Raw genomic sequence first — 13,512 nt, 5'->3', positions numbered from 1 at the left:
TTATGGGGAATCTTACAAATAAATTCGAGCATTTATTCAATGTTATCTCATCGTCTAATTTCTTAAATAAAGAATCGCTAGGAGGCGAAATCCCTTTCTTTATTTCTGCTTATAATGCGGAAGAAGAATTGGCATGCAGAGAAGAAATAGGTTTACTAACAAAGAAATTAGAAAATCAAGGAATACCCATTTTAGAACTAAATCTTTATGACCTTGTTTGTGAGATATTAGAGTCTAAAGGCGGAATGGAACGTATGTTTAAAGTAGAAAAAGCGAAGTCTAAAGAGAAGTTTTTAAACGCTTTACAATCGTCCTTAAATATGCATCAGGTGTTGATGCCATTAATAAAACAAAAAATAGAATCTAACAATGCTAAGGTATATTTCTTAACCGGAATTGGTTTAGTATTTCCTTTTATACGTTCTCATAACGTACTTAATAATCTTCAAAACATAGCAAAAGAAGCGCCTACGGTTGCTTTTTTCCCTGGAGACTATAATGGACATACACTAAATCTTTTTGGATTACTAAAAGATGACAATTACTACCGTGCATTTAATATGGATAAAATAGAAGTTAAGCTATGATCAAAAATTATTTTGAAAAACAAATAGACCGCCCAATTGAAACGGTTATTAAAGCCGATGACCGCGATAACATTTCAACCGAAGTTACCGAATACGTCATCACTAACGAAATAGGAAAAAAGATAAAAGACTTTTTTCAGGCCTACAATGATTATTCTGGAGCCAATGGTGTTTGGATCTCTGGTTTTTTTGGTAGTGGTAAATCTCACTTATTAAAAATCATCTCGTATGTTCTTGAAAACAAAGAATACGATGGCTGGAAATCGGGAGAATTATTTGCTGAGAAAGTAGATAATGATGCGGTTTTAAAAGACGATATTTTAAAGGCAACACGTGTACCTTCAGAGTCTGTTTTATTCAATATAGATCAACAGGCACAGATTACCAGTAAGGAGGATGCAAATGCCATTCTTTCTGTATTCTATAAAGTATTTTACGACCATCTAGGCTATTACGGTTTTCAACCACACGTTGCTGAGTTCGAAATGTGGTTAGATAGTAAAGGTAAATACGATGCTTTTAAAACGGAATATGCAAAAGTTAACGACAATACTTGGGAAGTAGATCGTTTAGAATATTTTGTACTAGATGTAAAAGATATTCTAGCAACGGTTTTTAATGAAAGTGCCGATAAGTATGAAAATATACTTGATGAATTAGAAGACAGAAATAAACAATCTATAGAAGATTTCTGTAATCGTGTAAAAGCATATATCGACTCTAAGCCAAAAGGGTTCCGATTAAACTTTTTTGTAGATGAAGTAGGTCAATACATTAGTGACAACACCAAGTTGATGCTTAATCTGCAAACCATAGCAGAAACTTTAGCAACTAAAACAAAAGGTAATTCTTGGATTTTAGTAACCTCGCAAGAGGATATGGAAACTGTTGTTGGAGATATGAATAAAAGCCAGCAAAATGACTTTTCACGTATTCAAGCACGTTTCAAAATTAAAATCCCTCTAACATCTGCAAACGTTGATGAAGTTATCGAAAAACGTCTACTAGATAAAAATGATAATGCGCAAGAAGAATTAGCGACTGCACACAAAAAAAACGGTCCTCATTTAGAATCGTTATTATCGTTTTCAGAAGCTGGTGTGCAGTTTAAAGGTTATAAAGATGATGCGGATTACGCCAACAAATTCCCGTTTGTTCCCTATCAATTCGATTTATTTCAGCAATGTAGAATAGCCTTATCTAACCACAACGCCTTTCAAGGTAAACATGCTTCTGTAGGAGAGCGATCTATGCTTGGTGTCTTTCAGCAAGTGATAAAAGCTATTCAAGAGCGCGACAAGAATGCTTTGGTTAGTTTCGATTTAATGTTCGAAGGTATCCGTAACGAATTGCGAGGCGAAATACAACAATCCATCATTCTTGCCGAAAAACAGTTAGATGATGTTTTTGCCATTAAAGTGCTAAAAGCCTTATTTTTAGTGAAGTATTTCGGGAATTTTAAAACAACAAAACGTAACATTTCCGTTTTATTAATAGACGATATTAATGTAGATCTTAAAGCACACGAAACCAAAATTGATACCGCATTAACCATTCTAGAAAACCAAAGTTATGTGCAGCGTAATGGCGATATTTATGAGTTTCTAACCGATGACGAAAAAGATGTTGAAGAAGAAATAAAGAATACAAGTATTGATGAACAAGCGGTTACGCAGTTGCTAAAAGAAATTCTTTACGATGAAATTATAGAGGTTAACCGCATTAAATACCTAGAAAACAAACAAGATTACGATTTTACAACCAAAATAGATGGTAGCTTTTTTGGTAGAGAAAAAGAGCTAGAGATAGAAATTATTACAGACGACTCTAGCAAAGATTTTAACGAATCGCACATACAATCCCAAACTATGGGAAGCACAGGTATGAAGGTTGTTTTAGCATCTAATGCCACCTTTATGCGCGATGTTAGAATGTATATTAAAACAGCCAAATACGAAATGCAAAATAGAGGTTCTGGCATTAGACCTCAGGTTGCAAGGATTCTTCAAGAAAAATCCATGCAAAATGTAACGCGTAAAAACAATTTAAAAGTCATGGCAAATACTGCTTTGGCGGCATCTAAAATTTACCTTAACGGTGGAAAACTAGAAATGGCAAATTCTAGCGACGGAAAAACACGTGTTATCAGTGCCTTTCAAAAATTGGTAGCGGTTGTATATCCTAACTTACGTATGCTAAAAGCGGTGACATTTAAAGAAGATACTATTGTGACTACTGTGCGCTCTGCACCAGAACAATTGTTTACAGAAGAAGCCGCAATAATGTCTGAAGCCGAAGGCGAAATTTTAAGCGAAATTTTAAAACGTAAAAAACGTAGTGATCGTACCACGCTTATCGATCTTAAAAATGTTTTTATTAAAAAACCTTATGGTTGGTATCCTAATGCAATTTGGACCATTACAGCAAAACTGTACAAGCGTGGTAAAATAGAAGCCAAACAAGATTCTAATTTATTAGATAATGACGCGTTTTTAAACGCTTTGTTAAATAGTTCTAACCATGGTAATACCATTTTAGAACCACAAGCATCCTTTGATGCTTCAGCTGTAAATAAACTTAAAGAGGCTTATAAAGACGCCTTTAATGAGAGTTGTCCGTTACGTGAAGCTAAAGATGTTGCTACTGCTTTTAAAGATAAATTAATACAAATGCGTATTGATGTGGATCAGCTTTTAGCCAACAGACAATCCTATCATTTTCTAAAAAGTCTAGAACCATTCTCAGAAAAATTAGAACGTTGGTCTAAAAAGGACTACAGTTACTTTATTACCAATTTAGCTGAGTTTGAAGACGATTTATTAGATGCTAAAGAAGATCTATTATCACCTATTCAAACGTTTATGAATGGCGAACAACGCAACATTTACGACGAAGTAAAAGCACTTTTAGAAGGCAACACCGCAAACTTCGATTACATACAAAGTGACGAGTTAGATATTTTAAAAACTTTATTAGCAACTAACACGCCTTATAAAGGTAGTGCTGTGCAATTGGCTAAAGCAGCAAAAGACCAACTCTCTAAAAAAGTACTTGAACTAATAGATGAAGAGAAGCGCAATTTTACTAAAACAGCAGAAGACTTTATAACAGATATTACAAAGCGTAAGGCATTTAAAGACTTAGGTATAGAACAGCAAACTAATGTAATTAGTGCTTTAAGTTATAAAAAGAGCGCGATAACTAACGAAAGGTATATTTCTAACATTCGCCAATCTCAACATCAGTTATCGCAGATACATACAGATGCCTTAAACCTTATGGCAAATTTGGCTGCACCAAAACAAGAAGATGGTAAAGCAAAAGAGCCCGTTGCCAAATATATAAGACGCTCGCAAATACATGTAGATTACGATAAAAACGAGCTGGTGTCTGAAGCTGATGTAAACGGTTATGTAGAAGCCCTTAGAGAAGCTTTTTTAAAGCGTATTAACGAGAATATTAAGATCAACTTAAAGTAGCATGAATACCAACCAACTAAAACGATTTGCTCAAGACGCACGTATAAAATTGATAGACCAAATTGGTGCCAAGCTTGAAAAAGTATTGACAACCGATAGTGTAGCACTACGTGAAAAAGCTGGGCATTTACAAAAGCTACAACAGGCTATAAACAAAACCTCTAAAGCAGACGTTATAGATACCGTTGCTTATACTTGGTTTAACCGATTTGTAGCCTTACGGTTTATGGACGTTAATGGCTACCAACCCATAGCTGTCTCTATTGTAAGCCCAGTAGAAGGTGGCACACTACCAGCTATTTTACAAGAAGCCAAACAAGGTGTTATACCAGAAGAATTACCTGTGCAACAGCAACACGTTTATGAGGTATTAGATGGTACAATACCAAGTACAGATGCACAAAATGAAGCCTATGCAGATTTATTAGTTGGTGCATGTAATCATTTAAGTGAAACACTACCTTTTTTATTTGAAAAGATTGATGACTATGCAGAACTACTGCTACCAGACGATTTAATTTCTCAATTTTCTATTTTACAAGATGTGCGAGATGGCATGACAGCCGAAGACTGCGCAGAGGTTGAAATTATAGGTTGGCTCTACCAGTTTTATATCTCAGAGAAAAAAGATGAAGTGTTTGCTAGTAAAGGCAAAGTAAAAAAAGAAGATATTCCTGCAGCTACGCAATTGTTTACACCACGTTGGATTGTGGAATATATGGTACAAAATACCGTAGGTAAATTATGGTTGCAAAACAACCCAAAATCTAAGTTGCGAGAGCATATGCCTTATTTTATTGAGTCGCCTAGTGTAACTGAAGACGATTATCTTACAATAAATAGTGTAGAAGACATTACTTTATTAGATCCAGCTTGTGGTAGTGGTCACATCTTAGTGTATGGCTTTGAGTTACTTTCCAAAATATATGAAGAACAAGGTTATAATGAAAGCGAAATACCAAAGCTAATCATTGAAAAAAACCTTCACGGGTTTGAGATCGACACACGTGCTGCACAATTGGCGGGTTTAGTACTAATGCTAAGAGCTAGACAATATTACCGTCGTGTATTTAAAAAAGATATTAACCCTAATATCTTTTGTTATCAAGATTTAAAAGTAAACGAAGAAGAAATTAATGCAACATTTGCAGCTATTGATGAAACTTTGAGTGATGCACTCTTATTTGATTTAAAAACAATTCAACAAGCCACTAATTTAGGCTCGTTGATAATTCCGCAAACCAATAATCATGAACTTAATAATGTTTTAGAAGTTATAAATAATAAAGTTAACACTAACGATATTTTTTTAAAACAAAGCCTAACGCAAATTAAAGAAGCTTTAAACCAATTGGTATTGTTAAGTAAAAAATACCTTTGTGTTGTTGCTAATCCACCATATATGGGAGATGGTAAGATGAATTCATATATGTCAGGATGGGTTAAATCAAATTACCCACTATCTAAATCAGATTTATTTGCTTGTTTTATAGAGAGGTCTTTAAATTTTGTTCCAAAACGAGGGTTTAATGGGCTTGTTACTATGGAAAGTTGGATGTTCTTATCAAGTTTTGAAAAATTAAGGAATAGAATAATTAAGGATACTAAAATTCATAGTCTTTCTCATTTTGGATGGAATATAATGAGAATTGCCTTTGGAACAGTTTCTTTCGTTTTAGAAAATAAAAAACCTAAAGAAGGATTTAGGGGAATTTATTCTTATATGAATTTTAATAATATCAATAAGCAAAAAGAAAAGCCAATTCAATTTCCTGTTATGGATAATGGTAGATATAAAATTACCAATCAAAATGATTTTAGCTTATTACCAGGAACACCTTTTGCCTATTGGTTAAGCGAATCAGTTGTTTCTTTGTTTCAATCAAAAAATATCGCTGAATATTCTATTTCAAAAGCAGGAATAGTCTCGGGGAATGACGCACAACTATTGAGATTTTGGCAAGAGGTGGGACGAACAGATATTTCGTTCAATGAAGATGTCTTTCGTAACAAGAATAAGCTTAAATATGTCCCTATTAATAAAGGTGGGGAATGGAGAAAGTATTTTGGAAATCAAGATTATATCATCAATATACACAAACTTTGGGATGGAGTATCAACAACTAAATCGGTAAGACGTGGAGATGTGAAATTCTATTTTAAAGAGGCAATTAATTGGTCTTATATTTCAAATACTAATTACGGTTTCCGTAAAAGTAAAAATGTTGTGTTTGGTACTCAATCACCTAGTGTTTTTGTGCATGATAACGTTCATACTAATTATCTTTTAGGCTTTTTAAATTCAAATATTTGTAAACTATTGTTGCCAGCAATAAATCCAACAGTTAGCTTGGTAACAAGTAACATAGAATGCTTGCCAGTTATCTTTTCTCATGAAATTTTACTAAAGGTTAATGACATAGTGGAGAGCCAATTTGCTAGTTCCAGAAATGATTGGAACTCAAGAGAAATCTCGTGGGATTTCCAACAAAACGAACTAATTCGCATAAAAGGACAAGACTTACAGCAAGTTTACGACGTCTATTGCAAATATTGGCAAAACAAGTTTTTTGAGTTGCACAGAAATGAAGAAGAACTTAACCGTCAATTTATAGACATCTATGGTTTGCAGGATGAGTTGACACCAGAGGTGCCTTTAGAAGACATTACCATTCTAAAAGAAGAAACCACAATTAAAGATGGTCAACTAGTATTCCGCGAAAGCGAAATTATGGCGCAGCTTATAAGTTATGCAGTAGGTTGTATGTTTGGACGTTATAGTTTAGATAAACAAGGTTTAATATTGGCTAATCAAGGAGAAACCTTAGAGACTTATCTTGAGAACTTACAAGCCTCAAATTCTAAATTCAAAGCATTAGAAGATCTTACGTTTGTACCAGATGATGATAACGTTATCCCCATACTAGACAATGAGTGGTTTGAAGATGATATTGTAGGTCGTTTTTATGCCTTTTTAAAAGCCACCTTTGGCACACAGCACTTTAATAAAAACTTAGCCTTTGTAGAAGATGCAGTTGGCGATATACGTAAGTACTTTTTAAAGACGTTTTATAATGATCACTGGAAACGTTACAAAAAGAGACCAATCTACTGGATGTTCTCTTCGCCTACAGGTGCGTTTAACGCATTAATCTATATGCATCGTTACACACCAGATACGCTTAATACGGTGCTTAATGGCTACTTAAAAGAATATCAAGAAAAACTTAAAGCGCAAAACCAACAGTTAGACCACGTTAAAAACGTAGGAACAGACCGTGAAAAAGTAAGTGCAGAAAAAGAGCAAGCACGCCTAAATAAAGTATTATTAGAATTACAAGAATACGACCGTGAGTTATTTAAAATAGCCACAGAGCGTATTGCTATAGACCTTGACGATGGTGTGTTGGTTAACTATAATAAGTTTGGTAATGTAATTAAAACGGTTTCAGGCTTAAACGATAAAAAAGCCAAGGATAAAGTAAGAAAGTTTGATTGGATAGATGTAACTGAAATACAGTAATTATGGACACACTAGATATGTTTTCGACACCACCAGAACAAGGTAAACCTATTAAAATAGAAAATGGGGAATATATTTATATTCCAAATTTTTATGATAAGCCAACTGCCGATAAGTATTTGAAACGCTTAATTGAAGACATACAATGGAAACAAGAATCCATGAATATGTATGGTAAACAAATACCGTTTCCAAGATTAACATCTTGGTATGGTGACCAAGATAAACCGTATAGTTTTTCAGGGATTACGTTACAACCACATCCGTGGAGTCCAGGTTTATTAAAAGTTAAAAATGATATAGAACCAAAAGCGAACGTTATTTTTAATAGTGTATTACTTAATCGCTATCGTGATGGCAATGATTCTATATCGTGGCATACAGATGCGGAGAAGGAATTAGGAGAAAACCCAGTAATTGCCTCTGTTAATTTTGGAGCAGAACGTAAGTTTCAGTTAAAGCATAAAGACACTAATGAGCGTATCGACATTGTTCTGCAACATGGTAGCTTATTAATTATGCAAGGTGAATTACAACATTATTGGAAACATCAAATCCCTAAAACTAAGAAGCCTTTAGGAGAACGTGTGAATTTAACCTTTAGAGTGATAAAATAATGTGGAAAAAAGTCGACATACTAAATGATAATGGAGAAACTGTAAGTGCACAAGCCCCAATAATTATTTCGGCAAGTCGCTCTACAGACATACCAACGTTTTATGCCGACTGGTTTGTAGAACGCTGGAAAAAAGGGTATGTAAAATGGATGAATCCTTTTAATGGTGTACCTTCTTATGTCGCTTTTAAAAATACAAGATGTGTGGTGTTTTGGACAAAGAATCCTAAACCCATGCTAAAGCATATTGATTTTTTAAATGAACATGTAAAAAATTATTATTTCCAATTTTCTTTAAATGATTACGATAAGGAAGGTTATGAAGGTAAGGTGCCAAGGTTAGAAAGTCGTATAAAAACGTTCAAAGAATTATCCGACCGCATTGGGAAAGAACGTGTGGTCTGGCGTTTTGATCCTATGATATTAACGGATGACATTGATGTTGATGAATTATTGAGAAGAGTTAAACATATTGGTGATCAATTAAAAGACTACACCAAAAAATTAGTATTCAGTTTTGCAGATATCGCTATTTATAGAAAAGTAGCAATTAATCTAAAAAAAGAAAATATTAGCTATGTTGAGTTTACGGAAGCTACGATGCATCAATTAGCAAAAGGACTTCAAGAGCTAAACAAAACATGGAATTTGGAATTAGCAACTTGTGCAGAAAGAATACCATTAGAGCAATATGACGTTACACACAACAAATGTATTGACGACGACCTTATGATTGACTTGTTTTCGGATGATAATATATTAATGGATTTTTTAGGTGTAAAATTTGAAGAAGCCACGTTATTTGAGCCTGAGAATAAAATTAAAAAGACTAGAGTACTCAAAGACAAAGGGCAGCGCGAAGCTTGCGGTTGTATTATGAGCAAGGATATAGGGCAATACAATACATGTCCGCATGAGTGTGTGTATTGCTATGCAAACACTTCTAAAGAATTAGCTTTAAAGAATTATAAGAAACATAAAGAGAATCAATTTTCGGATACTATAACGGGTAATTAAAAGTATTGCATATGGCATATTATTTTAGACTTCCAGTATTAACAGACTTAACCATAGAGCAACAAGCGGTTTTAAACGAACCCAATGCTATTGCAGTTTCTGGTGGTCCAGGGACAGGTAAAAGCGTAGTGTCTCTGTGGCGCCACATTCAAAACCATGGTATGGGAAGAAGACATAGTTTGTTATTAACCTATACAGTTTCTTTAGAAAGCTATTTAGCTTCATCTGCTAGCTCAGAAAACCGAGCAGCTGGTTCTAACGTAAACAGAACCTATGAGTGGACAACTAACGAAGCTTCTAATGAATATGATGAAATAATAATAGATGAAGCACAAGATGTAAGAAAAGACAGGTATGAACAAATTCGAAATTTAGCATCTATGATTTCATACTCAGCAGACGACAATCAAATACTATACCCTAATAGGGCAACTACAGAAAAGCAATTACAAGAACTTTTTGCTAATCCGAGATTCACCTTGCATGCAAATTATAGAAATACAAATGAAGTAGTACGTTTTGTACGGTCATTATTTCCAAAAACAATAATTTCTAATGGACAATCAAGCGGTCCTAAACCACAATTAATTTGCAGTGATGGCATCAATGAAAATCAAACACAAATTATAAAAGATGTTATTGATACATTTCAAAGTGATACACATAATATAGCTATTTTAGTACCTCTTGCCAGTCATGTAACTTATTGGTATAATGAGTTAGTAAATAGTGGTTATTTGTGCAGTTTTTACAGAAATGAAGAAGAAGAATTAAATTTGATTGAAAATATACATGTTACAACCTTTAAATCTAGTAAAGGATTAGAATTTGATACGGTAATTATTCCTTTCTTTAACAAATATGAAGATTTTATCAAAACACAATTAGATGTGGTTACTGAAAAGGATTATTATGTGGTTTTTACAAGAACAAGAAGAAACTTAATACTCATAGACCACAAAAAAACTAAAAATGGTAATTCGAGCATTCCTTTTATCCAAAATCAAATAACTAATGGTATTGTTGAGGTAGATAAAAGTTATTTAACAAATACAACACCACCAATTAGAAGAATAATAGAAGACCATGACGATCTTCCTTTTTAAAACGTAAACCAATGGAAAATAAGTATTATGTACACCTTAATACCAATACACTACCACATTATTTAGTGGATGGCATTATTCGTCCAGCAAGCTTGATTAAAAATCGAGAGCATGATTTCCAAAATAATAGTGGTAATCAAATTATATTATCCTTAAAAAAATGGAATAAAATAAGTGATTGTTCTATTGAGGTGGTACTAAACAATGATGAAGACAAAGCATTAGAACAAATGTCAAAAGACTTTTTTTTATGCCATACAGCTATACCAATATCGCGTATAAAAGCCATTAATTTTGAAGATAAAGAAAAAGCTGATACTGTAATCTGGAATATTAACAGTACCGTTGCCTTCATACCAAAATGGTCTATAAACTATACAGATAAAGAGGAGTCTGATGTGGCTGAAGAGTTTCCTTTTACATATATCACTAAAAAAGATCAAACAAAAGAACTAACAGTAACTTTAAAACGCTTCGATCGGTTACTAGGTGGTCTGGCTTTTCTAAAAGTTAGTGCTGCTATTAATTCTGAAAATCACATTAACTTTTCTGAAAGTTATTTTTCAACATTGGCATATTTCAATAAAAGAATAGCTTCTGATATTAAAAAAAATAATGTAGTTACAGATGATCGATTCCATGATATTTTTAAAGGCGATTCTAGGATTTTTAATTACTTGGCAAAACAAGTTAACACGGCTTTAGTAGAAGAAGTATCAAAACAAGAAAGAATTCAATTAAAGTCAAAGTTTGGAGTTATAGACCTTACCAGCTTACCAAAAGACTCGCTTACCTTTAAATTAGCAATTTTAGAATCCTTTGGAAAAGACAGTTCTAAAAGTGTAGAAGACTTAATTAATAGTTTACTATCAAATCTTGAGGAAGGTATTAGTGAAGAAATAGCTTTAATTTATGGTTTATACGTAGGTTATAATGCATTAAGAAATTATTATAAAATCGGCAATAAAAAAATTCAAGTAAAATTTGATTTAAATTCAAAAATTGATTTTTACACAGTTGAGTCGATATATCAATACGCATTTCACAACAAAACGATTAGTAATGATTTCGATTATTTGAGTATTAATTTTCTCTCTAGTAAAACTGCAAATAAAAAAGATGCAAAATATAAGTATATAAAGGTTTTAAGTAATTACTATCCATACAAAAAAGTAGATTATAAACTTCAGAAAACAAATATTATTGATGCCTTAATTAAAGAGGTTTCAAAATGGTTTCCTGCTGAATTATTTAAATTAGATAATGATAAATTATCAGATAAACTAAACACACTTATAAATCCCAAACTAAATGGTTTAATCGAAAATGTTAGATCAGACAGCGAAGCACTTTATCAAATGAATGATGAAGAAACACCGAACATTTCAATAAATAAAATTGATTCTGAAAAAGAACAAAGCAAATCAAACGAAGTAAAGTTAAATCCTGCTATTGATCCGATTAAATCAAAAAACAAAGAAGAATATAAGGAGCCATTAAATGAGGAGTCTGATTTATTTAGTGGTGCAAATAAACCAAATTCAGAAGTTGAAGTTGAGGCGAGTTTAAATGAAGATACTACATCAAAACACAAAGTATATGATGCGTCAGAATTAGATAAAGACTTTACAATCCCTACATTAAAAAAACTCGCTAATGATTTGCAAATAAAGATACCTAAAGGCATTACAAAAAAAGGCGACATCATTAAAATTATACTTTCAAATCAAGAATAATTGCATGAGTTTTATACAATCTTATAATGACGCATTAAGCAGTTCAAATAGCTTACAAGAATTTATCAATTCCAATTTTGATAAGGTCTATGACAATTACAGCTTATCGAATCACGAAAATATTTCAAAAAACAGAGAAGAGTTTAAGAGATTAGCGTTGCGTATTAACACGATAAGAACATTAGATTTTAATGTTAAAAAAAATGAAGCGTATTTAAACCTTATTTTAAACACATCTGTTAGATTAGGAGACTTATTTGTGTTTCAGCAGTTTTATAGAATATTAGTTGAAGAAAAATTACACCAATCGAATCTAGTAAAAGCATGTGCGTTATTTATGTTGTCAAGGACTTCGCATGATTTTATGAATGCATATGACGCTATGCTTACATTACTAGAAGAGACATATAAAAATGACACAGATACTAATAAAGAGCCAATTGCCATTTTAGTCTATTTTTATGCGCTTTTTGTAAAATACTTTGCTGAATTTGCAAGGGAAGATGTTTTAATTCTTAAAGAAAAGATAGAAACGAGTTATAATTCTAAAACCTTCGGTTTTTTAAATGATGTATTTATTGAAGATATTTTGGCGGTTACTATTGATCACCAAAAGAATCCTTACAGTAACATTCAGAACTTACTCGATAAATTTCTTGAAAGGCATCAAATTTCTACGTCTTATATTACGGGTTTCCTATTAGAGAAAAATACAAATTACGCTTTAAAATTAATTGGAAATAACCTTAACATTGTAGAAATACAAGAATTGAATAAAAAACTTTACATGCCAATCCAAACAAATGAAATATTTTATTCATTAGGTCGTGGTACTGCTATTTTAGAATCAGAAAACCAATTATTGGCATATATGTATGCTCATGGAAAAAAGCATATTGCTAAACTAAAAGATGCATTTAAGGGCATTAATATCACTGAATTAAAAAATATAAATCTTATTGATTGGGGATGTGGTCAAGGTATAGCATCCAAAATGTTTATAGATACTTTTGGAATTAACATGGTAAATTCTGTGACATTAATTGAACCTTCAGAGTGCGCTTTAAAAAGAGCTGCACTTCATATTAATAACGACGTTACAAATATTAAAACTATAAATAAGGGTTTTGATGAATTAAATATTTCAGATTTAAAGGGGAAATCAATTCCAGAAACTGAAAACGTACATTTATTCTCGAATGTTATCGACATGGATTTTTTTAACTTATCTTCTCTAATTAATAATATTCAGAAGAGTTTTTCTGGGATACAGTATATAGTATTAAGTAGTCCATATATTGATGTAGCTAAAACAGAAAGAATAAATCTTTTTACGTCTAAATTGTTGCTAAATAAAGGTGCTCTATTATTAGAAGAGACAAAAAGTAAAGGATCTTGGATTAATGGATGGTCTAAAGTAGTACGTGTTTTTAAAATAGAATTATAAT

At 32.4% G+C, this 13,512-nt stretch carries 8 protein-coding genes; all 8 read left to right on the top strand.

Annotation, left to right across the window (positions count from 1 at the left end):
* The first annotated feature begins 2 nt into the window (after positions 1-2).
* The 8 genes from H0I32_RS04085 to H0I32_RS04050 are packed head-to-tail and all read left to right on the top strand — an operon-like array spanning position 3 to position 13,511.
* Complete coding sequence (locus H0I32_RS04085; protein WP_179314674.1) at positions 3-587, top strand: DUF1788 domain-containing protein; 585 nt, start codon at positions 3-5, stop codon at positions 585-587.
* A complete protein-coding gene (gene brxC, locus H0I32_RS04080) occupies positions 584-4,066 on the top strand; it encodes a BREX system P-loop protein BrxC (RefSeq protein WP_179314673.1) in 3,483 nt (1,160 codons plus the stop codon). The genes H0I32_RS04085 and brxC overlap by 4 nt, the downstream gene beginning before the upstream one ends.
* A 1-nt stretch (position 4,067) precedes the next feature.
* Positions 4,068-7,589, top strand: a complete 3,522-nt coding sequence (pglX, locus tag H0I32_RS04075) for a BREX-1 system adenine-specific DNA-methyltransferase PglX (protein ID WP_179314672.1) — start codon at positions 4,068-4,070, stop codon at positions 7,587-7,589.
* 2 nt (positions 7,590-7,591) lie between these two features.
* Positions 7,592-8,206: an alpha-ketoglutarate-dependent dioxygenase AlkB family protein gene (locus tag H0I32_RS04070; protein ID WP_246293651.1), complete on the top strand. Its 615-nt coding sequence runs from the start codon at positions 7,592-7,594 to the stop codon at positions 8,204-8,206.
* Complete coding sequence (locus H0I32_RS04065) at positions 8,206-9,222, top strand: DUF1848 domain-containing protein (RefSeq protein WP_179314671.1); 1,017 nt, start codon at positions 8,206-8,208, stop codon at positions 9,220-9,222. Before H0I32_RS04070 ends, H0I32_RS04065 begins: the two co-directional genes overlap by 1 nt.
* Positions 9,223-9,233: 11 nt before the next feature.
* A complete protein-coding gene (locus H0I32_RS04060) occupies positions 9,234-10,328 on the top strand; it encodes a 3'-5' exonuclease (RefSeq protein WP_179314670.1) in 1,095 nt (364 codons plus the stop codon).
* Positions 10,329-10,339: 11 nt separating this feature from the next.
* Positions 10,340-12,064, top strand: a complete 1,725-nt coding sequence (locus tag H0I32_RS04055) for a hypothetical protein (RefSeq protein ID WP_179314669.1) — start codon at positions 10,340-10,342, stop codon at positions 12,062-12,064.
* A 4-nt stretch (positions 12,065-12,068) separates the two neighbouring features.
* Positions 12,069-13,511 carry a hypothetical protein gene (locus H0I32_RS04050; RefSeq protein ID WP_179314668.1) on the top strand — a complete coding sequence of 481 codons (1,443 nt, stop codon included), beginning with the start codon at positions 12,069-12,071 and terminating at the stop codon, positions 13,509-13,511.
* Position 13,512: the final 1 nt, after the last annotated feature.

This window comes from Winogradskyella sp. HaHa_3_26 (genome assembly GCF_019278425.1).
GTDB lineage: Bacteria > Bacteroidota > Bacteroidia > Flavobacteriales > Flavobacteriaceae > Winogradskyella > Winogradskyella undariae.
The sequence above is the reverse complement of the archived record's forward strand: the minus strand, read 5'-3'. Positions and strand labels throughout refer to the sequence as shown.

Coding starts and splice junctions, on each gene's coding strand:
- pglX (WP_179314672.1), top strand. CDS start 4,068: ATGAATACCAACCAACTAAAACGATTTGCTCAAGACGCACGTATAAAA.
- H0I32_RS04055 (WP_179314669.1), top strand. CDS start 10,340: ATGGAAAATAAGTATTATGTACACCTTAATACCAATACACTACCACAT.
- H0I32_RS04050 (WP_179314668.1), top strand. CDS start 12,069: ATGAGTTTTATACAATCTTATAATGACGCATTAAGCAGTTCAAATAGC.
- H0I32_RS04065 (WP_179314671.1), top strand. CDS start 8,206: ATGTGGAAAAAAGTCGACATACTAAATGATAATGGAGAAACTGTAAGT.
- H0I32_RS04085 (WP_179314674.1), top strand. CDS start 3: ATGGGGAATCTTACAAATAAATTCGAGCATTTATTCAATGTTATCTCA.
- H0I32_RS04060 (WP_179314670.1), top strand. CDS start 9,234: ATGGCATATTATTTTAGACTTCCAGTATTAACAGACTTAACCATAGAG.
- H0I32_RS04070 (WP_246293651.1), top strand. CDS start 7,592: ATGGACACACTAGATATGTTTTCGACACCACCAGAACAAGGTAAACCT.
- brxC (WP_179314673.1), top strand. CDS start 584: ATGATCAAAAATTATTTTGAAAAACAAATAGACCGCCCAATTGAAACG.